Origin of the sequence: Pigmentiphaga sp. GD03639 (genome assembly GCF_029845405.1) — a bacterium.
Classification (GTDB): Bacteria; Pseudomonadota; Gammaproteobacteria; order Burkholderiales; family Burkholderiaceae_B; genus Pigmentiphaga; species Pigmentiphaga daeguensis.
This window is the reverse complement of sequence record NZ_JAOCLR010000048.1, coordinates 1-21873: the sequence shown is the minus strand read 5'-3', so window position 1 is coordinate 21873 and position 21873 is coordinate 1. Positions and strand designations below refer to the sequence as shown.

The following is a 21873-nucleotide window of genomic DNA, read 5'->3' as shown; positions in this document are numbered from 1 at the left end:
GTCAAAAGTTACATCGCTCTTCCATCCATGCCCTTGCCCCGCTTCCACGTCGATCTTCCCCTGCAAGCCGGCGCCCGGCTCGCCCTGCCCGTGCCCATCGCCCACCATGCCCTGCGCGTGCTACGCCTGCGCGACGGCGACGAGATCGTCCTGTTCGACGGCCGGGGCGGCCAGTACCCCGCCCGGCTGGAAGTGGACGGCCGGACGGCGATGGCCCAATTGGGCCAGCACGATCCGCGCGAGGCCGAGCTGCCGGGCCGCATCGTGCTGGCGCAGGCCATCCCGTCGGGCGACAAGATGGACTGGGTGGTGGAAAAGGCGGTGGAAGTCGGCGCGCATGCCATCCAGCCCCTGGCGGCCGCCCGCAGCATCCTCAAGCTGTCCGGCGAACGCCTGGAGAAGCGGGTGCAGCACTGGCAGCGGGTGGCGATTGCCGCCTGCGAGCAGTGCGGCCGCAACCGCGTCCCCACCGTGGCCGCGCCGCTGACGCCCGAGCAATGGCTCTCGCGCCCCGCGCCCGACGGCACCCGGCGGGTGTTCTGCGACCCCGACGCAGAAGTCCGGCTCACCGAATGGCTGGGCGGCCTGCCCTCCCCCCCGGCCGACCTGGAACTGCTGGTCGGCCCGGAAGGCGGCTGGTCGCCCGAGGAATACGCGCTGGCCACCCGCCACGGCGTGCGCGCCGTCCGCTTCGGCGACCGCATCCTGCGCACCGAGACAGCCGGCACCGCGCTGATCTCGGCCCTGTCCGCCAAGCTGGACTGGATCTGACGGGGGCGAGCCCCGTCAGATCACGCCGCAAGCCATGCGGGTACCGCCGCCGCCCAGCGGCATGGGGTGGTCCGCATGGTTGTCGCCGCCCTGGTGCACCATCAACGCGTGGCCCTGCACCTCCGACAGCTTCTTCAGCTTGGGTGCCAGCACCGGATAGTCCGCCTTGCCGTTGGCATCCACGTACAGCGCCGGCAGGTCGCCCAGGTGGCCGCCATCGTCCCAGGGTTCGCCGTGCTTGCCGGTTTTCTTCGGATCGTAGTGGCCGCCCGCCGCCAGCGCGGCCACCGGCTTGCCGTCCTGCTGGCCGGGGTCGCAACTGGGATTCTGGTGGACGTGGAAGCCGTGCAGGCCCGGCGCGAGACCGGTCAGCGCCGGCGTGAACACCAGGCCGTAGGGCGTTTCCTTGACCGTGACCTTGCCGATGTCCTGCCCCTTGCCCTGGGCGTCCACGGTGGTCATCGGAATGGAAAGGTCGGCCAGGGCCGGCGCGCAGAGCGTGGACGTTCCCAGGAACAGCATTGCCGCAATGTGGCGTTTCATGGATCCTCCTTACCTCGTCATGGACAAACGAATGGCGCCACCCCGCATGGGCAAGTCCGGCGGACAGCCGCGCCGCCCAGCCTAGGCCGGCGCAACCGCCCCGTCGGCCTTGTCCAGGACGAAGGTGAAGGCCTTGCCGTTCTCGCGCGCGAACTCGACCACGTCCTCGCCTACCTGGGCGATGGCCGCCGCGTGCTCGGACAGGCCGGGATCGTCCTGGTGCAGCTGGCGCAGCGCCAGCACCATGCCGGCCGGCTGATCGAGCACCGTGTCGCACAGGCAGTCGTACAAGGCATCGAGATTGCCGCCGAAATGCTCGGGGAAATCGACCGCGTTGGCGATTGCCCGCAGCACGGCGGACTTGCTCTTGGCCCGCGAACAATCGACCTCGTAGACGGCCAGCTTCAAGTGCCGCGCGGCCTGGAGCAAGGCCTTCACGTCGAGGTCCGGACCGGCCAGCGCACCGCCGGACTTGAGGCATTCGTTCAGGTTTCTCGCATTCGAGGACATGGATCACTCCTGGATGCGCCGAAACGACGCGTAGTGATCGGCGGTATACCAGTACTCTCCGCTGGTGGCGGGATCGCCCGTGTCGCCCTTGCCGGCGACGATGCGCCGCGCGCCGCGGTTGCGCGCACCGGGCGTGGGGACGGTGTACTCGGTATAGTACCCACGCGCCCGCACGGGCAAAAGGCGTTCGCGGTTATAAAACGTCACGCCGTCGCGGGCGTGGCGGAACGGCCCGCCCTGCCGGATCTGCGCCAGCACCTGGCGCGCCTCCGGCGGCAGGTCGCGCGCGTCGATCGTGCCGGGCACGGGGCCTCGGGCCCATGCGCCAGCCCCCAGCGCCAGCCACAACAGCACGATCGTGAATCCGCGCAGGAAACGGCCTAGTGTCCAAGACATCGCTATTCCTCGTCGGTACGGAAGAATGCCAGCACCTCGTCGCTGCGGATGAGCGTATCGCCAAACCCCAGGGCGATCAACTCACGCGTGTAGCCGGGCTCGAACAGCAGGTAGGACGCCAGGGAAGCGCCCGTCAGGGTATCGGGGCCGGACGAGACGCCCATGCCGCGCAGCAGCGTGCGCATCGCCGCAGGCAGGCTGTCCAGGTGGCGGCCGGCGATCTCGTCCAGGCGCTGGCTGGGAGATATCGATAGCACGCGTATGGGACGCAGCGCGCCGCTCCAGCGCTCCCCGGCCGGCAGCCGCAACAGGGTCTGGTTGATGCGCTGGATGCGTTCGATGTCGGCGTCCAGGCTGTCCAGGAAGATGTTGGACAAAGCGTGGCCGCCGATCTGCGCCAGCGTCGGGTAGGTGGCCGCCCCCGCCCTGCGCCGGGGATCCGCCTCGGAATGGCCGCCGCTGATGATCAGCACGCGGCCGGCGCCCAGGTGGATCGCGGGGCTGATGGGAGCAAGCTGCCGCATGGAACCATCGCCGCACCACTCGGGCTCTCCATGCACCAGCAGCCGGCGGGCAGGAAACACGAACGGGATCGCGCTGGACGCCAGCAGATGCTCGACGCCGATTTCGGCCCGCACCGCCACGCGCAGGGAACGGCGCCACGGCTCGATCTCGTAGGCAGACTGGTAGAAGGTGATGTGCTGGCCCGAGGTATAGCCGGTAGCGGCGATGGCCAGCGCCTGGACCACGCCGTCGGCCAGGTTGGCGTCCAGCCGCCCGAAGTCCAGCACGCCGCGCAGCAGTTCGCCCAGCGGCTGGTTGTCCAACAGCGCGGGCTGCTGGCTGCGGCCCACGCGGGCCATCATCAGCGCGAACGAAAGCATGGACAGCCAGCTTCCCCCGCCGCGCACGGTGCGCAGCGCATCGGTCCGGTAGACCTGGTCGGCGTGGAAATTCTCCCAGACGTCCAGCATGTGCTCGATCGTCTGCTGCAGGTGATGGGCGCCGCAGGCCAGCACGGCGGCGTTGATGGCACCGGCCGACGTGCCGCACAGGACATGGAAGGGATTGGCGTGCAGGCCGCCGGGACGCTCGCCCAGGATGCGGACGATGGCCTTGAGCACACCTACCTGGTAGGCCGCCCGGGCGCCGCCGCCGGCAAGCACGAGGCCGGTGCATGCGGGCCGCAGCACCGGCACGGTGGGAGCCGCACGCGCGGCCCCCGCTGCGGGATCAACGTCCGCCGCTGCCATCCAGGCGCGAGGCGTTGGCATCCATGACCGTCAGCGCGGTCATGTTGATGATGCGGCGCACCGTCGAACTGGCGGTCAGGATGTTGACCGGGGCCTTGCAGCCGAGCAGGATGGGACCGATGGCCACGTTGTTGCCGGCCGCCGTCTTCAGCAGGTTGTAGGCAATGTTGGCCGACTCGATGGTGGGGCACACCAGCAGGTTGGCTTCGCCCTTGAGCGCGCTGTCCGGCATGATGCGGTTGCGGATCGCCTCGTCGATGGCGCAGTCGCCGTGCATCTCGCCGTCCACTTCCAGCCACGGCGCGCGCTCCTGGATCAGCGCCAGCGCCTGGCGCATCTTGACCGCCGACGGCGAATCGCTGGAGCCGAAGTTCGAGTGCGACAGCAGCGCGGCCTTGGGCTCGACGCCCAGGCGCTTCATTTCCTCGGCCGCCATGATGGTGATCTCGGCCAGCTGGTCGGCATCGGGATTCTCGTTCACGTGCGTATCGACCAGCACCACCGTGCGCTGCGGCAGCACGAGGAAGTTCATCGCGGCGTAGACCTTGGCGCTGGGGTTGCGGCCGATGACCTCGTCGACGAACTGCAGGTGATTGCCGTAGGGACCGACCGTGCCGCAGATCATGCCGTCGGCGTCGCCCTGGTGGACCATCATCGCGCCGATCAGCGTCAGGCGCCGGCGCATCTCGATCTTCGCGTATTCCTTGGTGATGCCCTTGCGCTTGGTCATTTCCCAGTAGGTCTGGGAATAGTTGCGGTGGCGCTCGTCGAACTCGGTGTTGGTGACCTCGACGTCCTGGCCCAGGCGCATCCGCAGGCCCAGCTTCTCGATGCGCTTGGCCAGCACCGCCGGACGGCCGACCAGTATGGGACGGGCCAGGCCGTCGTCCACCACCGCCTGCACCGCGCGCAGCACGCGCTCGTCCTCGCCCTCGGTGTAGACGATGCGGGCCTTGCCGCCCTCGCGCACCGTGCGGCGCGCCGCGCCGTACAGCGGACGCATGAAGGCGCCGGAGTGATAGACGAACTGCTGCAGTTGCTCGACGTAGGCATCCATGTCGGCGATCGGCCGCGTGGCGACGCCGGAGTCCATGGCGGCGCGCGCCACGGCGGGCGCAATGCGCACGATCAGGCGCGGATCGAAAGGCTTGGGAATCAGGTATTCCGGGCCGAACGCGAGATCGGACACGTCATAGGCCGCGGCGACGATCTCGCTCTGTTCCTGGCGCGCCAGTTCGGCGATCGCATGCACGGTGGCGATTTCCATCTCGCGCGTAATGGTGGTCGCGCCCACGTCCAGGGCGCCCCGGAAGATGTAGGGGAAACACAGCACGTTGTTGACCTGGTTCGGATAGTCCGAACGGCCGGTGGCGATGACGGCGTCGTCGCGCACCGACTTCACGACCTCGGGCAGGATCTCCGGCGTGGGGTTGGCCAGCGCCAGGATCAGCGGCCGCTTGGCCATGGCCGCCACCATCTCGGGCTTGAGCACGCCGCCAGCGGACAGGCCCAGGAACACGTCGGCGCCCTCGATCACCTCGCCCAGCGTGCGCTTGTCGGTATCCTGCGAGAAACGCTCCTTGTCGGGGTCCATCAGCGTGGTGCGTCCCTTCCAGACCACGCCCTCGATGTCGGTCACCCAGACATTGGCCAGCGGCAGGCCGAGGTCCACCAGCAGGTTCAGGCAGGCCAGCGCCGCGGCGCCCGCGCCCGACGCAACCAGCTTGACCTCGTCGATCTTCTTGCCGACCACGGCCAGGCCGTTCAGCACGGCGGCCGCCACGGTGATGGCCGTGCCGTGCTGGTCGTCGTGGAACACGGGGATGTTCATGCGCTGACGGGCCTTGCGTTCGACCGCGAAGCACTCCGGCGCCTTGATGTCTTCCAGGTTGATGCCGCCGAACGTCGGCTCGAGCGCCGCGATGATGTCGACCAGCTTGTCGGGGTCGGTCTCGTTGACCTCGATGTCGAACACGTCGATGCCGGCGAATTTCTTGAACAGGACCGCCTTGCCTTCCATGACCGGCTTGGACGCCAGCGCCCCGATCGCTCCCAGGCCCAGCACCGCCGTGCCGTTGGAGATCACCCCCACCAGGTTGCCGCGCGCGGTGTAGCGGAACGCGGCCGCGGGGTCGTCGACGATGGCTTCGCACGCCGCCGCTACCCCCGGAGAATAGGCCAGCGCCAGGTCGCGCTGGTTGACGAGTTGCTTGGTCGGGGCAATGGAAATCTTGCCCGGACGGCCGTACTCGTGATATTCGAGAGCGGCCTTGCGCAGGTTGGGGTCGAGGGGTTGAGCCATGAAAAATAACGCCCGCAGGGCGGTCACACGAAGTTATGCGAGGTGCGGATTATCCGCTCCCGGCACGGGTTAGACAACCGACGACGGGAAAACACCGCCCGCGTCGAACGTGGCCTTGACCATGGCATCGAGCCGGTCGGCCGGGGTTTCCCGGCCCGAAGCGCGGTCTTCGCGCTCCTGGACGGACAGCACCGGGGGCGCTTCCCCGGCATCGCGCAGACGCAGCCGGAACCGCCCCGCCCAGGCCAGGGTGCCTTCGCTGCCCAGCAGGAAGTGCGCGGGGTTGGGCACCGGCTCGCCGCCCGTGGCGGCACGCGGCACGAGGGCATCGATTCGGTAGCCGGCCGGCCAGACCGGCAGCTCCAGCATCGCCGCCACGGCGGAGTCGGAAGCCAGCTGGAACAGGTCGGACACGAGACGGCTGGCCGACGTGGAGCGAAGCGGCTGGGTCGATTCGGCCCCGAAAGGGCCCAATTGTTCGAATGCGCCATCGGCCAGCAATACCTGGGCGGCCTCCAGGCCGGAATCCCGGCAGCGGCCCGGCAGCCAGCCGCGGGTTCGCAGCAGCCAGGCCCCGACCGGTTCGAGATCGGCGCCCGCGTGCCAGCGCCATGGCGTTCCCGCCAGCCGCTCGCGCAGCGCGCCCATGGGACAGCCGGCCTGCACCACGATGGTACCCGAGCGCTCGTCGAAGGCTTCGATCGCCGCCAGTTGCGAAGTATCCAGCCGCAGCCAGCCGCGCTCCGCGGGCAAGGCGGCCTCCCGCGCGCCGGGCTGCACCAGCAGCACGCCGAATTCGCGGCACAGCGCGGCGGCGTGATAGACGTCCTCTTCCCGGGCCACCACCAGGCGCGCCCGCCCGGGGGCACCGGCCTGCGGCGTCTCGTCGCTGACCTGGCCGCGGGCCATGCGCGCCAGGCGCTGGCAGAAGGCCGGCCAGGGCGAATCGGAAAGCATGCGGGGCAGGAAGAACGCGCGGCGGCCGGGTTTCATGGCAAGGGCTCCGTGCCGGGAAAAAGGCCGTACCGGCCTTCGGGCCCGGGAGGCGGAAAGGTCCGGCCAGGGAGGTGACGTAACGGGACGAGCGGTGCCATGCCGGTCATTGTAACGGCGCGGGCGGCCGAGCGGCCATCCGCGCCGGCCGCGGCGCGGCGTATCATGAATGGCTTGGAGCTTCCATCGCGCCGCGCCCGCGGCGGCGTCCTTTCGATCGTTTCCCGTCCGACCACCATGCTTCGCCTCTCTCCCCGCATCGCCCGCATCGCCCCCTTCTACGCCATGGAGGTCGTCAAGCAGGCGGCGGCCCTGCAGGCCGAGGGCCGCGACATCGTGCAGATGAGCATAGGCGAGCCCGACTTCACCGCCATCCCGGCCGTGGTCGAGGCGCTGGAACGCACGGCGCGCGAAGGCCGGACCCAATATACCGAGGCGGTCGGCATCGCTCCCCTGCGCGAGGCGATCGCCGGCTTCTACCGGACGCGCTTCGGCGTGGCCGTGGATCCGGCCCGGATCATCGTGACCGCAGGCGCCTCGGGCGCGCTGCTGTTGGCCTGCACCGCCCTGGTCGACGCCGGCGCCCAGGTGCTGATGCCCGACCCGACCTATCCGGCCAACCGCCACATCGTGACCGCGGCCGGCGGCGAGCCCGTGCTGATCCCCGCCGGCCCCGCCGACCGCTTCCAGCTTTCCGCCGAGCACATCAGGCGCCACTGGACGCCCCGCACCGCGGGCGTGATCGTGGCCTCGCCCGGCAACCCCACCGGCACGTCCATCGCGCCGGACGCGCTGGCCGGCCTGGTCCGCGAGGTGCGCGGCCGCCAGGGCTTCACCATCGTCGACGAGATCTACCTGGGCCTGAGCTACGACGGCGACCGCCGGTCGGCCCTGGCGCTGGGCGACGACCTCATCATCGTCAACAGCTTCTCGAAGTATTTCCACATGACCGGATGGCGGCTGGGCTGGCTGGTGGTGCCGCCGCAACTGGTCTCGGTATTCGAGAAACTCGCGCAGAACCTGGTCATCTGCCCGTCCACGCTGGCCCAGCACGCGGCGATCGCGTGCTTCCACCCCGAATCGCTCGAGATCTTCGAGGCGCGCCGGGAAGCCTTCCGGCAGCGGCGCGACTACCTCCTGCCCGAATTCGAACGGCTGGGGCTGACGGTGCCGGTCCAGCCGGACGGCGCCTTCTATATATATAGCGACATACGCGCCCATGCGGCCGACAGCGCGGCCTTCGCCACGCGCCTGCTGCACGAGGCCGGGGTATGCGCGGTGCCGGGACGCGATTTCGGCACCGCCGAGACCGCGTCCTACCTGCGCTTCTCCTATGCCACCGACATGGCGCGGCTGCAGGAAGGCGTGGCGCGCATGGCGCGGCTGCTGGGGTAGCGGGGCCAACACGGCCACGCTACGGGACCGGATTCAGCGCGGCGTCGACCCTGCCGATGAAATCCAATCGATCATTGCGCGGACCGTTCACGATTTCCGTCGCCGCGTCGAAGACGTATACCGGTTCGGAGCGCGTGTCGTACCGGGGCCAGTTCGTGACCTCGCCACCGTTCGGGTCTCCGGTCGAGACGAAGCGAAACCAGGCATCGTTCATCATGCGGGACAGTTTCACGTCGTCCGCGGTGTACGGCGCGGCATCGAGCCTCGCGTCGGCCCGGACATAGGGCAACTCGGCGCCATGCACGGCGTCCGCGCCGGTTCCGCCGTTACCCTTCCTGCGGAACCAATAGCGATATACCGGCTGCCCCTGCGCGGCCATCGCCCTGGCAATGCCCCGGGTGCCGAACACGAACTGGTTGTCGCCAAAGCTGTCGGAAATCGCCCGTTGCACCTCGCTATCGCTGGAGACCGGGTAATAGGAGAAGGCCTCGTCGCCGAACTCCGCGAATATCTTCGGATCCTTGAGATACGCCCGATAGGCATCCACGGTACGGATCTGGTATCCCCCGGTGAACGACGCCCCTTCATCGGTGTTGTACCCAACCAGGACCGGCACCGCCCGCGCCTGCCCCCGCTCGAATGCGGGCCGCTCCTCAAGCGGAAGCACCACCCCGTCCAGCACGGGACCGATCACCCGGGGCTCGGCCAGCGCCCGAACCGCCGTGCCGCCGCCGGTATTCTGGATGACGGGAACCTGGTCCGCGGGCAGCTTGCGCAACTGGCCGATATCGGACCCGATCGCGATACCGTCCTGCTCCGCCTCGGCCAGCGTCTTCCAATGCCGCATCGCGCCCGGACTGTCGAGGATGACCTGGTCGAACAAGCCATCCGATCGGGGGGAAACCATCAACGCGGTGATGGCGCTGGCGCCTGACGACTGCCCCCATACCGTGACCCGCCCCGCGTCGCCGCCGAAGTTCGCGATGTTCTTGCGTACCCATTTGAGGGACTGCGCGATGTCGAGCAGGCCGTAATTGCCCGAGGTGCCTTCCGGCGATTCGGCCGACAACCCCGGGTGGGCCATGAAGCCCATCGTACTGACGCGGTAGTTCATCGACACCACCACCGCCCCCTTGCGAGCCAGCCCCTCGGCCTCGAAGTCTCCGGAGCCGCCGACAAAGCTTCCACCGTACACCCAGACCAGCACCGGCAGTTTCTCGCCCCGGTCCAGGGACTCGCGCGGTACCCAGACGTTCAGCGTCAGGCAGTCTTCGCTCTGGACCCTCGAGCCGGCCTGGATGCATGCCGGGCCGAACGCCAGCGCATCCCGCACGCCCTCCCACGGTTCGGCATCGGCCGGCGGGCGCCACCGCAAGTCGCCGACGGGCGGCCTGGCATACGGGATTCCCTTGAAGGACACGATCTCTCCCACATCGCCCCTGACCAGGCCGGCAGAGGTACGCGCAATGCCAGGCGGAAGGGGTTCGCCCGGCGGATTGCCTCCGGGACTTCCAGCCTCGGGGGCCTTGGCGCCATCGCTGCCGCATCCCGCCATGGCAGCGCCCAGCAATGCGGCGCAGAGGACTTGGCCGCCGATACGCAGGCGGCGACGCACGGTTATGGACTGGCGTTCAGACATGGCCGACCAATGCTCCATCGACGAGTTTAAGGAATGCATTCGCGTTGACCCCCGCCTTGTTCACGTCGGTATTCCCGAGGTTCCGGGCCACCGCGAACTCATCCGTCACGGACCTGCGATGCACGATCACCGTATCGATGTTCGGCAGCACGAGGATGAACTGGCCGTAGTTGCCGTTGGCCAGGAACGACCCCTGCCACTCGACGGCAGAACGGGACTCGGAGGGCAGCCACCACAGGTAGCCGTATCCACAGTCCCGCTCGCCGGCAATCTGGCTCATCGGGACATGCAGCGACGTGCTGTCGGCGACCCAGGACGCTGGAACGATCTGGCGGCCATTCCAGTTGCCCTTGTTGGCCATGAGCACGCCCAGGCGGGCCATGTCGCGCGCGGACAGGAAGAAGTGATAGGCGAGGTACCGGGATGCGTTGGTCTTGTAGCCGAGCATGCGCTGTCGCGACGGGTCGAAGTCCTCCATGCCCAGCGGCTCGGCCAGTTCCTTGGCGAAGGCGTCGAAAATGGTCCTGCCCGTGAGTTTCTCGAAAATCGCGCCGGCGACGTTGAAGTCCCAGTTGTTGTAGAGGAACTGCGTACCGGGCGTGACGGACCCGCGCTCCGGCGTATTGGCCGAGCCCCCGGGACTGCCCGCCGGATGGTAGACGCCCGAGGTCGCCGTCAGGACGTGCCTGATCTTGGCTGTCTTCTCGATCGGCAGCAATCCGGCGTTGTCGTCGATGCCGAGGTCCCCCATGGTTTTGTCGAGATCGATGGTGCCGTGCTCGACGTACTTGCCGTACAGCATGGAAAGAATGCTCTTGCGCGCCGATGCCAGGTACGCGACGTCATCGATGTTCCCATACCGGTACGCAATCTTGCCGTGGCGCACGATCATGAGGGATGTCGTCTCGAGAGGATAGAGCGCCGCTTCGAGCGAGTCGATCGATGCCTTGGAGAAACCCGCTTCCTCCACGGTGGCGAACGACTGCCAAGGCTGGGCGGCCTGGCCGCCGGGCTCCGGCCCCGGATCAGCCGTGGCCGCCCGGGCATCGTTGCCGTCCAGGCACCCCGTAAGAGAAACCGCAGCGCCTGCGGGTACCGCTACCGCCAGCGCCCGCAAAAGGGCTCGCCGACCGGTTTCGTGAGTGGCCATGACTACTCTCCTCAAGACAACGTCGTGGATCAGGATGGGATGGATGGACGCAGCGATGCCGTACGGAGCCACGCGCTACCGAGGGATCCGCTGCGCAGAAGAATGGGAAGCTATTCGCTGCAGGAGAAGCTCGCGGCGAGATTCACGTCGCCGGTGCCGTCGAACTTGGGCCACATCGGATAGACGCATAGCGGCCGGGAGCGATTTTTCGTGGCGGTGTTGTTGTCGAACGCGATGGGCGCGGCCGGAGGCGGCTCTCCCTTCTCCACCCATGCATCGAGGATCGCCAGGTTCTCCCAGGCCGGCACGAACTTGCCGTTGCCATGGGCCAATCCCGGGACGAGATAGAAGCGCACGAAATCATCGGTCGCGCCCTTCCCGTATTTGGCGACGACCGACTCATACAACGCGGCATTCGCATAGGGACTGACACTTGGGTCGTCCAGCCCCTGCACCCACAGGATCTTCCCGCCCCTGGCCTTGAATGCGCTGTAGTCGGGGCTGGTGGCGCCAATCGTGCCGGACAGCGATACGATCCGGTCCTGGTAGGCTCCGGGATTCTGGATATCGAACGAAAGCAGACTGAACGCGGGATCGCGCGCCACGAAATACTTGACGAACTGGTCCGCGCGGCTGGCGTGGTGGGCATTGGGTCCGCTCTGCGGCGGCTCGATATAGGCAGCCTGCGAACCCAGCTGCATGGTGATGCCTTCGAGGCTGTTATATCCGGCATACGCACGGATTCCGTTGGCGAACGAATACGGGATGGTGTATCCGTCGTGGTAGACCGCAATGGTTTTCTCGATCTGGACATCGGTCAGGCAGTTGTCCGGATGGCCTGTTTCGCCCGACTTGCAGCGCAAGGCATCGAGCAATGCGGGAGCACGCTGCCGGCAAGCGGCCATGTTGCTTACGAGGCCGTCGGCCACTCCGTCGAGCGCATCGCACGCGGCCAACGCGGTCGAGGCGATGGCATTGACCACGGGATCCAGCCTTCGGACTCATCGTCATACACGGCGCGTGCCAGCGCCGCGCCCCACAGGCGAAGCCCCAGGAAGTTCGCCGTGGGATAGTTGCTGATCACCCCGTCGTAAGCGTCGGGAAAGCGTTGTGCCGCGGTCAGCGCTTCGCGCCCGCCCGTGGATCCCCCGGCGAAATACATCCGCCGGGGCGAGCTGCCGTAGCGCATTTCGGCCACGACCGAAGCAACATCCCGCGTTTTCTTGATGTGCATGTAGCCGTAATTGAGCAGCGCCTCATCGTTCAATGCGAACGATGCATCGTCGGCGTCGGGCGCCTGGTGGCCCGAGTCGCTGGCAAACGTCATATATCCCAGGGCCAGGGGAACCGGCGCGGTATTGGAGCCGAGCGGTGCCTTGGCCAACGTGTTGGGGATGCTGCCGTTGTAGCCGCCGCCACCGAACTGCAAGCCTTTGCCGTTCCAGTCGGAGGGAAGATTGACCTGGAAATGGATGTCGGGCGCCGCGGCATCCACGGATTTGATGGCGCCCAGTACCTCGCAGTATTCCCCGGTCTTGCTCTCTTCGGAGCCGGCCACGAGCCGGGCGGAGACGATGTACGCGCCTTGAGTCGGCAACGAAATGCGGCTGGCGGCGATCACTTTGTCTTGCAATCCGGTGCATGCTTGCAGCGCAGTCGGCGGTGGACTCCCTGTCTTGGCACCATCGCCTCCCCCGCATGCGGAAAGGCCCGCCATGACCATCGCCAACTGAAGCGCCCGGTACTTCCTCATGTTTCGTCTCCGTCTTCTATTTATGCGCACTTGTCTTTCGAGGCCAGCGCTCCAGAGATTAAGAACAACCGGGGCTGTTGTTAATTGCATAATAGACAATGATTAATGCGTGAGACACATCAACCACCACGGCAGCAAGAAAAGGCATCAGCCGCCGCTGCATTCGCGGCGTCACATTTTTCATCGCTGCGTTGTCATGTCTGTCCCAACGGCAATGTCCCAAGGAGACGATCATGGCAAACAGGAACATCGCAACCATCGACCCCCAGGCCGCGTGCCTGACACTGATCAACGTCTACGACGTCGAACCGGAGAACCAGGAGGAACTGACCCGGGCCCTGTCCGAGGCGACCGAGAACCTCATCCGGCACCAGCCCGGGTTCGTTTCGGTCTGCATACACCGCAGCCTGGACGGCCGCAGGGTGGTCAACTACGCTCAATGGGCATCGAAGGAGCACTTCGAGGATTTCATGAAACGACCCGGCACCCAGGAACAGCTCAAGCGTTTCGCAAGCCTTGCCAGGAGCGTGGCTCCCGCGCTCTACCAGGTGAGCGCCGTGCACGCCCGGCCGCGTACCGCGGGCGGTGCAACGCGATGAGCGAACCGCGGGCCGATCCGGACCTGAACCATCTGCGCCCGCGGCTCATCCGGCTGGCATACCGGATGCTGGGTTCGGTGGCGGAGGCCGAAGACGTGGTGCAGGACGCCTACGTGCGCTGGCTGGCGACCGACAGCGACAAGGTCCGCCAGCCGGCAGCCCTGCTGCACACCATCGTCACGCGCCTGTGCCTGAACGAGCTGAAATCGGCGCGCCGCAGGCGGGAGACCTACGTCGGCCCCTGGCTGCCCGAGCCCATCGTGGAAACCCGCGAAGCCTATGCCGATGACCTCACCTTGCCCCTGATGCTGGCCCTGGAGCGCCTGTCCCCGCTGGAGCGGGCAGCCTTCCTGCTGCACGATGTCTTCGGCATGGACTTCGCGGAAGTGGGCGCCGCCATTGGCCGGGAGGCGGCCGCCTGCCGCAAGCTGGCCAGCCGCGCTCGCGAGCACGTCCACGCCGCTCGCCCGCGCTTTCCCGTCTCCAAGGAACAGGGAAGCCGGCTCGCGGCGGCATTCTTCGCCGCCTCCCGGAACGGCGACATGGAAGGCCTGCGCGCGCTGTTGGCCGAGGACGTGACGGCCTACGCAGACGGCGGCGGCAAGGTGCCCGCCACGCCCAACCCCGTTGTCGGCGTGGAAGCGGTCCTGGCCCGGCATGCTCGCCTGGCCGGCGACTTCGCGCGGGCGCCGTCGATCCTGGCGGGCTACGTCGAGATCGACGGCCTGCCGGGTTTCGTCACGATGGAAGATGGGGGAGTCCTGCAGGCAACGGCCCTGCAGGTCGAGGAGGGAAAGGTGACCGCGATCTATGTCATCCGCAACCCGGACAAGCTGCGGCACCTGCGTGCCGGTTCCGGCACGTGGCGGGAACCTTAGCTTAGGTTCGCCGCCCGGAACCGGCCTACATGACCGCGGGAGAACCCGGCTCGGCGTTCTTGACCGACACCGCTTCCGAGGACGGATCGGTGGGGATGGGCATGGGCTTGGCGGACGCCGAGCGTGCCGGCGTGGCCGGCGCGGCGCCCGGCAGGTCGGCGTTGACGCCCGCGGCCGAAGCCAGGCGGCGGCGTTCGGCCAGGACCCTGTCGCCGTACGGGCTGGTGCCGTCGGGACCCACGCCCACATACATGCGCAGGCCGGCCGTCAGCGAACCGCCACGCTCGATGTATTCCTTCAGGATCGATGCGCCGACACGGATGTTGGCCACCGGGTTCCAGGCAGCCTGGCTGCCGCCGAACGGTTCGAACCGTTCGGTGTGGACCCGGGTCAGGACCTGCATCAGGCCCTGCGCGCCGACATGGCTTTCGGCGAAGGGATTGAAGCTGGACTCGATGGCGATGATCGCCAGGAGCAGCAGCGGATCCAGGCCCATTTCCTGTCCCACGCCATAGGCGGTGGAAATCAGCATGCGGGTGGCCTCATTCGAGACCCGGTACTTGCGCGCGATATAGCGGCCCAGGGACTCGGCCTGCACGGCCGACACCTTGGTCGCATGCGGCTTCGGCGCCGGCTTGACGGCATTGCTGGTCACCGAGCCCAGGAAAGAGGTCGCCTGGGCGTGCGGCTGTACGTTGTCGGCCACGGCCGCAACGGCGGCCGCCGCGGCGACGGCGGAGGCGACATCGACCTGGGCCGGCTCGGCCACGGGCGCATCGACACCGTTGAACGCGGTGAATTGCGAAGCCTGGTCACGCAGACCAGGAACGGACCATACTACGGCGGCCATGGCGAGCACGGCCAGGCCTACATAACTATTGATGGAGCGGCACCAATCCGTGACTCCCGGTCGAGGCCGGGGGTCGGGCTGCTCCGTCGACGAGCTCGACTGCGCGTCGGGCATACTTACCTCCTTGCAACGGCGGGCCACAAAAACACAGCATCCGGAAGCGATCGAGATACGACTCCGGACATCGAGGCCACAACCTGCTTGGCTGCACATCGCGCCGCTGTCAGGACGACTGGCGGCACACCTGCATGGTCGCTACCGCAGAGATAGCTCGGGACCATGCCTGTTTCGGGCAGAGGGCGCGTTCGCGCCGCTAAGAGAACTCCAGTATGGTGGGCGCCCGATGGCCCGTTAAGCAGCCCGGTGGTCTTGTCCGGCCCCACTAGGGGCGGCGATCAGGACGACGGCACCGGGCACACGCTGAAAGTTGGCGGATTGTAGAAATGCGATTTGATGTGGTCAACCGTAAAAATTCACCATTTCGGTGCATCCGGCGGACAATCGTGATCATTGGGATTTTCTATCGGTTCCCATCCGACCGTATATGGAAAGATAGATAAAAGTGAGCATACACTATCGCCGTGACCGAATCAGATTCAGAAACATATGTAAAATTTGTCTCGACCGCCCTGTTTCACGCCGCCGTGACCCCGATCACGGGATCCGCGCCCCGAACGCCTCGATCGGCACGGCGGGTTAAAGTGACCCCTCTCCCCCAGCCTTCCCCATCAAGGTGCTCCGCCCGTGAAATACCGCGACCTCCGAGACTTCCTGCGCCAACTCGAAACGCGGGGCGAGCTCAAGCGCATCCCGGCCGCCGTGTCGACCCACCTCGAGATCACCGAGATCTGCGACCGCGTGTTGCGCGCCGGCGGACCGGCCCTGCTGTTCGAGAACGCCCGGCAGCCCGGCCGCGGCAAGGCCGACATGCCGGTACTGGCCAACCTGTTCGGCACCGCCCGCCGGGTCGCGCTGGGCATGGGCGCCGAGGACGTGGGCGCCCTGCGCGACGTGGGCGAACTGCTGGCCTCGCTGCGCGAGCCCGAGCCGCCGCGCGGCCTGCGCGACGCGCTAGGCAAGGTCGCGATGCTGAAATCCGCCCTGTGGGACATGGCGCCGCGCGAAGTCCGGGGCGCCCCCTGCCAGGAAATCGTGCTCGAAGGGGACGACGTCGACCTCGGACGCCTGCCCATCCAGCATTGTTGGCCCGGCGACGTCGCCCCGCTGCTGTCCTGGGGGCTGGTCGTCACCCGCGGGCCGAACCGCAAGCGCCAGAACCTGGGCATCTATCGCCAGCAGCCCATCGGACGCAACAAGCTCATCATGCGGTGGCTGTCGCACCGGGGAGGCGCGCTGGACTTCCGCGAGCACATGCTGGCCCACCCCGGACAGCCGTTCCCGGTCGCCGTCGCCCTGGGCGCCGACCCCGCCACCATCCTGGGCGCGGTGACGCCGGTGCCCGATGCCTTGTCCGAATACCAGTTCGCCGGCCTGCTGCGCGGCGGCCGCACCGAGGTGGTCCGCTGCGTGGGCAGCGCGCTGTCCGTTCCTGCCTCGGCCGAAATCGTGCTGGAAGGCCATCTGCTTCCCTCCTCCGACCCGCGGGCGATCGCCCCCGTCCCGGCGCCCGGCGTCGCGGCTCCGCCCGACAACGGCTACGAGATGGCGCTGGAGGGCCCCTACGGCGACCACACCGGCTATTACAACGAACAGGACTGGTTCCCGGTGTTCACCGTCGATCGCATCACCATGCGGCGCGATGCCATCTACCACTCCACCTATACGGGCAAGCCGCCCGACGAGCCCGCCGTGCTGGGCGTCGCCCTGAACGAGGTCTTCACCCCCCTGCTGCGCCGGCAACTGCCGGAAATCGTCGATTTCTACCTGCCGCCCGAGGGATGCAGCTACCGGCTGGCCATCGTCTCGATGCGCAAGCAATACCCCGGCCACGCCAAGCGCGTGATGTTCGGCATCTGGAGCGTGCTGCGCCAGTTCATGTATACCAAGTTCATCGTGGTGGTGGACGAGGACATCGACGTGCGCAACTGGCAGGAGGTGGTCTGGGCGATCACGACGCGGATGGATCCGGTGCGCGATACCCTGCTGGCCGACCGCACGCCCATCGATTACCTGGACTTCGCCTCGCCGGTCTCGGGCCTGGGCGGCAAGATGGGCCTGGACGCCACCAACAAGTGGCCGGGCGAGACCGACCGCGAATGGGGGCGCCCCATCGTGATGGATGCGGATGTGAAGAAACGGGTGGACGGCCTGTGGCAGGAACTGGGGCTGCCGGGGTGAACCCGGCGGCCCCTTCCGGCCCTAGCGCGGATCGGGCCGGCTGCGGTCTTCCTTGATGGCCCGCCAGAGCTTGTAGGCCTGGTAGGCGGCCAGCGCACCGCCGCCCAGCTTCAGCAGCCGGAAGACGCCGCCAAGCCGCACGCGGGCCAGCACCATCGAGGCGGCCGACGACACGATCGGGTAGCGCCGCAGAAAGCGCCAGGCCTGCATGGCGGCGGCCATGCCGCCGCTGCCGCCCAGGCTGGGCAGGACCGACTTGAGCACCTGCCCCGGCGTCACGGCTTCCTTGATCTGGTGCAGATGAGCCGCCAGCTCCATGCGTTCGATGGACGAACGAGCCAGCAGCAGTTCCCTGCGGGCTTCGATGTCGCCCGCCTCGCGTGCCTTGCGCCGGCTGCTCATCGCGGCCCCCGGCGGCTGTCGGAATCGGACTCGACGACCGCGGCGAGCATGTCGCGGTCACGCTGGAGCTCGGCCAGGGTGTCCTCGAACACCAGGGGCGCATGGACGGCCTGCCGGCGCACCATGATCAGCATGATGAGGCCGACCAGCAGATAGGCCGCCCCGACCAGCGCGATGGCCAGGTGCCGGTATTCGGTATCCCAGAACACCACGACGATCAGGAACGAGAACATCATCAAGCCGAGAGTCAGGCACAGCAAGGCCGCCAGGGCGACCAGCACCATGCCCAGCAGGCGCGATTTTTCCTCGGCCAGCTCGATGGCGACGAGCTCGAGCCGGGTGCGCAGGATGCCGATGGACGTGGCAGCCAGCGCCCGGAGCGAACTCAGCAGATGCGGCGACGCGGACACGCTGCGCGGATCAGCGGCGGCTGTTGACCAGCAGGCCGGCCAGGAAGCCGACCGCCGCGGCCACGCCGATGGCGCGCCAGGGATTGTCGTGCACGAAATCGTCGGTGGCGCGGGCGGCCGCCTTGCTGCGCTCCAGCATGGAGTCCTGGACGTCCAGGAGCTTCTCGCGCGCCCGCTTGAGGGAAGTCAGGGCACGCTCGCGAAGTTCGACCGCGCGGTCGCCGGTGCTGGAAGCCGCCTGCTTGAGCAGGTCTTCCGCGTCATTGAGCACGACCTTGACGTCCGAGATGAGTTTTTCTTTGCCTGCGGTGCTGGTAGTCATCGTGTTGCGCTCCCTGCGTTGTTTTTACGATTGGACGCTCCGATGATAGCAGCCGCCCCCGCATACCGGAACCCTTGCATCCGAAGGGCAGCATCGGGTAACACCTGCAACCGGGCGCTTGCATCCTGCATCACTGGTTGACCAGCCAGGCGATGAGCCTGTCGTTGAAGCCGTTGGCCTGCTGCGCGCGTTCGTCGTTGACGACGCTGACCACCAGATAGCGGCGCCCGCTCGCCGACAGCACATAGCCCGCCAGCGCCCGCACGTCGCGCAGTGACCCGCTCTTCAAATGGGCCAGCCCGGCGGCGTCGGAATCGCGCATGCGGCGCCTGACGGTTCCATCCGTGCCGGAGATGGCCAGCGACGAAACGAACTCCGGCATGACGGGCGACCGCCACGCGGCGGCCAGCAGGCGCGCCAGGCTGTCCGCCGAGATCCGGCCGTCGCGGGACAGTCCCGAGCCGTTGTCCAGCACCAGCTCGGGCAGCCTCAGGCCGCGCGCCGCAAGGATCCCGTCGACCGCGCGATCGCCGCTGGCCACGGTGGCCGGGCCCGGCTCGTAGGCGGCGCCCAGCGTCAGCAGCAACAGGCGCGCCATGACGTTGTTGCTCTGCTTGTTGATATGGCGCACCACCTCGGCCAGCGGAGGCGAATCATGCGTGGCGAACAGCACGGCGTCGCCCGGCACGTTGCCCTCGCGTATCCGGCCCGCCAGGCTGCCGCCCATTTCCTGCCACAACACGCGAAAGACGGCCTCGGCATGCCGCGGCTGGGACAGCGCCAGCCGGTACAGGCTGAACTCGCCGCAGCCCCCCGACACGGTTCCGGCCACCCGCAGCGACACGCCCGAGGAGGTCAGGAACGGCTCGGTCTGCACCACCGGCGAACCGGGGCACGGGTTGTCCGACCATTTCAGTCCGCCCTCGACCTTGACCCCGGGCAGGGGGGGATCCACGGTCACCCGCCAGTGCCGGCTGCGCAGGTCCGGCGTGAACAGCAGGCGCACCGCGCCGAACCCCACCATCCAGGCGTCGGGGCTGGCGTTGTAGGGCCGCGAGGGATCGCCGTCGAAGGCACCGGGGTCGATGGCCACCGGCCCGAATACCGAGCGGTCCACGACCAGCTCCGGTATCTTGCGCACGCCGCGCACGCGCAGCTCGCGCAGCAACTGCCAGAGGTCTTCCAGCTTGAAGAAGGGATCGCCGCTGGCGCGCAGGTACAGGGGACCGGACAAGGCGCCGTCGGACGAGATGGTGGTGCCCGGCTCCACCAGCAACTGGGTGCGCCAGACGTAGGCGGGACCCAGGCTGTCCAGGGCGGCGAAGGTAGTCACCAGCTTCATGACCGAAGCGGGGTTGCGCGGCTGTCCCGCGTTGACCGAGACCATGCGCGGACCGTCCACCGGTTCGACCACCACCGACAGCGCGCTCTCGGGCAACCCGGTGGCGGCCCAGGCCTCCGACAGTTCCGCGGGCAGGGCCTGCGCCCGCGCCGTGGCCACTGCCAGGCAGGCGAGCAGCGCCGCCGCGGCCCGGATCCACCCGCCGGGCGCTCCCCCGGCACATCCCCTTCCGCGCCGGCTCTCGGCCACGCCGGCTTGCACGCCATTCTGCAACAACGCCCGCTCCCTGATTCCCGTACCGTGATTCGAACAGGCTAGAGCATAGCGGTTCCCGGCTGGGCCGCCGGCAAGCGGCTCACTGATGGAGCGAGGCCTCGTAGCGCACCAGCAACTGGCGCATGTCACCCACCGTGCCCTTGAGCGCCTCGGTGGCCTGGGCCAGGGAGGCCACCGAGGCGGAAGTGCGCTCGACTTCGCCCGAGATGCCTTCCATGCTGTCGGCCACTTCCTGCGACGCCGCCGACTGCTGCTGCAGCATGCCGGAAATGTCGCGCGCCCGCTCCACCACCAGCGACGACGAGCGGCGCACGCGTTCGAAGAAACCGGCGCTCTCGCGGATCTGCTCGCCGCTGTACTGCACCGATGCCACGGCCTCCTGCATGGAGGTCGAGGTTTCGGTGGCGAAACGGGTGATGGCCTGCAGCGCGTGGCCGATGTCGCCCGTGCTGCCGGCGGTGCGGTCGGACAGGGTGCGCACTTCCTCGGCCACGACGCCGAAGCCCCGGCCGTTCTCGCCCGCGCGGGCGGCTTCGATGGCCGCGTTCAGCGACAGCAGGCGGGTCTGGTTGGCGATCTCGCTGATGGCCTGCGTCACGCCGGAGATGGTCGAGACCAGGTCGTGCAGCGAGCCTATCTGTTCGTTGGTGCGGCCCACGGCCTCGGCCACCGAATCCGTGCCGCGCACCGAGTCGCCGATCTTGGCCTCGGCCGTGTCGACTTCGCTCAAGGCCGATTCCGACAGGGACAAGGCCGTGCCGGTGTGCTGCGAGGCCTCGCGGATGGCCACGCTCATCTGCTCGACCGCGGCGGCGATGCGGGTCAGGCGGTCGCGCTGCTCGTCGATGACCTGGCGGATCGCGGCGATCTCGCCGTTGACGCGGTCGGCGTTGCCGTCCACGGCCTGCGCGACCTGCAGCACGTCGCACAGCGTGGAGCGCAGGTGGATGCGGGTCGATTCGATGCGCATGGGCAGGCCGCCCAGGTCGAACTGGTGGCGGCCCTCCACGGCGACCGACAGCATGCCCTCACCCATCGCGGCCAGCGTGCGGTCGACGCGGCGCAGCGGCGCCCAGACCCGGTACCGCCATGCCGCCGCGGCTGCGCCCACGACCGCGGCCTGGCCCAGCATCCAGCCCCAGTGCGGCAGCAGCCAGGCTCCCAGCGCCATGCCCAGCGACAGCACCGCCACGCCCGCGCCCCAGGGGGTGGGGGCATGCCACCAGCGCGGACGCGGGGTGGCGGGAAACTTCGCCTTGCCCGCCGACACGTCGGCATGCAGGGCCTGGGCGGCAGCCACCTCGGCGCGGTCGGGCGCGTTGCGCACCGACATGTAGCCGACGTGCCTGCCGTTCTCGTACAGCGGCGTGACATAGGCCTCGACCCAGTAGAAGCCGCCGTCTTTGCAGCGGTTCTTGACCAGCGCCCGCCACGGCTGGCCGCGCTTGATCGTCTGCCAGAGATCGGCGAAGGCCTCGGGCGGCATGTCGGGATGCCGGACGATGTTGTGGGGCTGGCCGATGAGCTCTTCGCGCGAGAAGCCGCTGACTTCGATGAACGCGGGGTTCGCATAGGTGATGCGCCCCTTCAGGTCGGTGGTGGTCACCACGGGGCGGCTTTTCTCGACGAAGCGCTCGAGCGACGTGACGGGCAGATTCTTGCGCATGACTCTTGGTGTGGACAACGACTCATGACGGTTGACGGCAGCAAGGCGGCCGGACTTTAGGACAATTTGCCCGCGGGCCCCTCGTCGGTCCCACTACAATCGCGGGTGCATCCCCTCGATAGCCT

Annotated in this window: 21 protein-coding genes; 5 read left to right on the top strand and 16 right to left on the bottom strand. The window is 68.0% G+C overall.

Features of this window, described 5'->3' with window-relative positions:
- Positions 1–27: 27 nt before the first annotated feature.
- Positions 28–771 carry a 16S rRNA (uracil(1498)-N(3))-methyltransferase gene (locus N5K27_RS27665; protein WP_087837950.1) on the top strand — a complete coding sequence of 248 codons (744 nt, stop codon included), beginning with the start codon at positions 28–30 and terminating at the stop codon, positions 769–771.
- Between the two features lie 15 nt (positions 772–786).
- Here the strand turns inward: N5K27_RS27665 and sodC are convergent, their stop codons facing one another.
- The 6 genes from sodC to N5K27_RS27635 all read right to left on the bottom strand — a co-directional run bounded on the left by sodC (position 787) and on the right by N5K27_RS27635 (position 6768).
- Positions 787–1314: a superoxide dismutase [Cu-Zn] SodC gene (sodC, locus tag N5K27_RS27660; RefSeq protein ID WP_279820751.1), complete on the bottom strand. Its 528-nt coding sequence runs from the start codon at positions 1312–1314 to the stop codon at positions 787–789.
- Between the two features lie 81 nt (positions 1315–1395).
- Positions 1396–1824 (bottom strand): barstar family protein, encoded by a 429-nt coding sequence (locus N5K27_RS27655; protein WP_087837952.1) that lies wholly within the window; start codon positions 1822–1824, stop codon positions 1396–1398.
- Positions 1825–1827: 3 nt separating this feature from the next.
- Entirely contained in the window at positions 1828–2220 is a 393-nt protein-coding gene (locus N5K27_RS27650) for a ribonuclease domain-containing protein (protein ID WP_087837953.1), read from the bottom strand.
- Between the two features lie 2 nt (positions 2221–2222).
- Entirely contained in the window at positions 2223–3494 is a 1272-nt protein-coding gene (locus tag N5K27_RS27645; protein WP_243724522.1) for a patatin-like phospholipase family protein, read from the bottom strand.
- On the bottom strand, positions 3454–5775 hold the full coding sequence (locus N5K27_RS27640; protein ID WP_087837989.1) for an NADP-dependent malic enzyme: 2322 nt from the start codon (positions 5773–5775) through the stop codon (positions 3454–3456). Before N5K27_RS27640 ends, N5K27_RS27645 begins: the two co-directional genes overlap by 41 nt.
- Before the next feature lie 69 nt (positions 5776–5844).
- Positions 5845–6768 (bottom strand): FAD-binding protein, encoded by a 924-nt coding sequence (locus tag N5K27_RS27635; protein ID WP_087837955.1) that lies wholly within the window; start codon positions 6766–6768, stop codon positions 5845–5847.
- Positions 6769–7005: 237 nt separating this feature from the next.
- Between N5K27_RS27635 and N5K27_RS27630 the strand changes: the two genes are divergently transcribed.
- Positions 7006–8163 carry a pyridoxal phosphate-dependent aminotransferase gene (locus N5K27_RS27630; protein ID WP_087837990.1) on the top strand — a complete coding sequence of 386 codons (1158 nt, stop codon included), beginning with the start codon at positions 7006–7008 and terminating at the stop codon, positions 8161–8163.
- 19 nt (positions 8164–8182) lie between these two features.
- On the opposite strand, the gene N5K27_RS27625 is transcribed toward N5K27_RS27630, so the two are convergent.
- From N5K27_RS27625 to N5K27_RS27610, 4 genes are all read right to left on the bottom strand, one after another.
- Positions 8183–9820, bottom strand: a complete 1638-nt coding sequence (locus N5K27_RS27625; protein WP_279820746.1) for a carboxylesterase family protein — start codon at positions 9818–9820, stop codon at positions 8183–8185.
- A complete protein-coding gene (locus N5K27_RS27620; RefSeq protein WP_279820744.1) occupies positions 9795–10952 on the bottom strand; it encodes a serine hydrolase in 1158 nt (385 codons plus the stop codon). Before N5K27_RS27620 ends, N5K27_RS27625 begins: the two co-directional genes overlap by 26 nt.
- 110 nt (positions 10953–11062) lie before the next feature.
- Complete coding sequence (locus tag N5K27_RS27615) at positions 11063–11935, bottom strand: tannase/feruloyl esterase family alpha/beta hydrolase (protein ID WP_279820742.1); 873 nt, start codon at positions 11933–11935, stop codon at positions 11063–11065.
- Positions 11863–12705, bottom strand: coding sequence for a tannase/feruloyl esterase family alpha/beta hydrolase (locus N5K27_RS27610; protein WP_279820740.1), 843 nt, complete (start codon positions 12703–12705; stop codon positions 11863–11865). The genes N5K27_RS27615 and N5K27_RS27610 overlap by 73 nt, the downstream gene beginning before the upstream one ends.
- A 233-nt stretch (positions 12706–12938) precedes the next feature.
- On the opposite strand from N5K27_RS27610, the gene N5K27_RS27605 reads away from it, so the two are divergent.
- Both N5K27_RS27605 and N5K27_RS27600 read left to right on the top strand, forming a co-directional pair.
- The gene (locus N5K27_RS27605; RefSeq protein WP_279820738.1) at positions 12939–13304 is read left to right on the top strand and encodes an antibiotic biosynthesis monooxygenase family protein; all 366 of its coding nucleotides are present in this window, start codon (positions 12939–12941) and stop codon (positions 13302–13304) included.
- A complete protein-coding gene (locus tag N5K27_RS27600; protein ID WP_279820736.1) occupies positions 13301–14182 on the top strand; it encodes a sigma-70 family RNA polymerase sigma factor in 882 nt (293 codons plus the stop codon). The genes N5K27_RS27605 and N5K27_RS27600 overlap by 4 nt, the downstream gene beginning before the upstream one ends.
- A gap of 25 nt (positions 14183–14207) precedes the next feature.
- Here the strand turns inward: N5K27_RS27600 and N5K27_RS27595 are convergent, their stop codons facing one another.
- Positions 14208–15032: a transglycosylase SLT domain-containing protein gene (locus N5K27_RS27595; protein ID WP_087837991.1), complete on the bottom strand. Its 825-nt coding sequence runs from the start codon at positions 15030–15032 to the stop codon at positions 14208–14210.
- A gap of 744 nt (positions 15033–15776) precedes the next feature.
- Between N5K27_RS27595 and ubiD the strand changes: the two genes are divergently transcribed.
- Positions 15777–17330 carry a 4-hydroxy-3-polyprenylbenzoate decarboxylase gene (gene ubiD, locus N5K27_RS27590; protein ID WP_279820733.1) on the top strand — a complete coding sequence of 518 codons (1554 nt, stop codon included), beginning with the start codon at positions 15777–15779 and terminating at the stop codon, positions 17328–17330.
- Between the two features lie 21 nt (positions 17331–17351).
- Here the strand turns inward: ubiD and N5K27_RS27585 are convergent, their stop codons facing one another.
- From N5K27_RS27585 to N5K27_RS27565, 5 genes are all read right to left on the bottom strand, one after another.
- Positions 17352–17732 (bottom strand): hypothetical protein, encoded by a 381-nt coding sequence (locus N5K27_RS27585; RefSeq protein WP_087837962.1) that lies wholly within the window; start codon positions 17730–17732, stop codon positions 17352–17354.
- The gene (locus N5K27_RS27580; RefSeq protein ID WP_279820730.1) at positions 17729–18142 is read right to left on the bottom strand and encodes a phage holin family protein; all 414 of its coding nucleotides are present in this window, start codon (positions 18140–18142) and stop codon (positions 17729–17731) included. The genes N5K27_RS27585 and N5K27_RS27580 overlap by 4 nt, the downstream gene beginning before the upstream one ends.
- 10 nt (positions 18143–18152) lie before the next feature.
- Positions 18153–18464 carry a DUF883 family protein gene (locus N5K27_RS27575; RefSeq protein WP_087837964.1) on the bottom strand — a complete coding sequence of 104 codons (312 nt, stop codon included), beginning with the start codon at positions 18462–18464 and terminating at the stop codon, positions 18153–18155.
- Positions 18465–18594: 130 nt separating this feature from the next.
- On the bottom strand, positions 18595–20001 hold the full coding sequence (dacB, locus tag N5K27_RS27570; RefSeq protein ID WP_087837992.1) for a D-alanyl-D-alanine carboxypeptidase/D-alanyl-D-alanine-endopeptidase: 1407 nt from the start codon (positions 19999–20001) through the stop codon (positions 18595–18597).
- Between the two features lie 160 nt (positions 20002–20161).
- The gene (locus N5K27_RS27565; RefSeq protein ID WP_279820725.1) at positions 20162–21748 is read right to left on the bottom strand and encodes a methyl-accepting chemotaxis protein; all 1587 of its coding nucleotides are present in this window, start codon (positions 21746–21748) and stop codon (positions 20162–20164) included.
- Positions 21749–21873: the final 125 nt, after the last annotated feature.

Coding starts and splice junctions, on each gene's coding strand:
- N5K27_RS27665 (WP_087837950.1), top strand. CDS start 28: ATGCCCTTGCCCCGCTTCCACGTCGATCTTCCCCTGCAAGCCGGCGCC.
- sodC (WP_279820751.1), bottom strand. CDS start 1,314: ATGAAACGCCACATTGCGGCAATGCTGTTCCTGGGAACGTCCACGCTC.
- N5K27_RS27655 (WP_087837952.1), bottom strand. CDS start 1,824: ATGTCCTCGAATGCGAGAAACCTGAACGAATGCCTCAAGTCCGGCGGT.
- N5K27_RS27650 (WP_087837953.1), bottom strand. CDS start 2,220: ATGTCTTGGACACTAGGCCGTTTCCTGCGCGGATTCACGATCGTGCTG.
- N5K27_RS27645 (WP_243724522.1), bottom strand. CDS start 3,494: ATGCCAACGCCTCGCGCCTGGATGGCAGCGGCGGACGTTGATCCCGCA.
- N5K27_RS27640 (WP_087837989.1), bottom strand. CDS start 5,775: ATGGCTCAACCCCTCGACCCCAACCTGCGCAAGGCCGCTCTCGAATAT.
- N5K27_RS27635 (WP_087837955.1), bottom strand. CDS start 6,768: ATGAAACCCGGCCGCCGCGCGTTCTTCCTGCCCCGCATGCTTTCCGAT.
- N5K27_RS27630 (WP_087837990.1), top strand. CDS start 7,006: ATGCTTCGCCTCTCTCCCCGCATCGCCCGCATCGCCCCCTTCTACGCC.
- N5K27_RS27625 (WP_279820746.1), bottom strand. CDS start 9,820: ATGGAGCATTGGTCGGCCATGTCTGAACGCCAGTCCATAACCGTGCGT.
- N5K27_RS27620 (WP_279820744.1), bottom strand. CDS start 10,952: ATGGCCACTCACGAAACCGGTCGGCGAGCCCTTTTGCGGGCGCTGGCG.
- N5K27_RS27610 (WP_279820740.1), bottom strand. CDS start 12,705: ATGAGGAAGTACCGGGCGCTTCAGTTGGCGATGGTCATGGCGGGCCTT.
- N5K27_RS27605 (WP_279820738.1), top strand. CDS start 12,939: ATGGCAAACAGGAACATCGCAACCATCGACCCCCAGGCCGCGTGCCTG.
- N5K27_RS27600 (WP_279820736.1), top strand. CDS start 13,301: ATGAGCGAACCGCGGGCCGATCCGGACCTGAACCATCTGCGCCCGCGG.
- N5K27_RS27595 (WP_087837991.1), bottom strand. CDS start 15,032: ATGGCCGCCGTAGTATGGTCCGTTCCTGGTCTGCGTGACCAGGCTTCG.
- N5K27_RS27585 (WP_087837962.1), bottom strand. CDS start 17,732: ATGAGCAGCCGGCGCAAGGCACGCGAGGCGGGCGACATCGAAGCCCGC.
- N5K27_RS27575 (WP_087837964.1), bottom strand. CDS start 18,464: ATGACTACCAGCACCGCAGGCAAAGAAAAACTCATCTCGGACGTCAAG.
- N5K27_RS27565 (WP_279820725.1), bottom strand. CDS start 21,748: ATGCGCAAGAATCTGCCCGTCACGTCGCTCGAGCGCTTCGTCGAGAAA.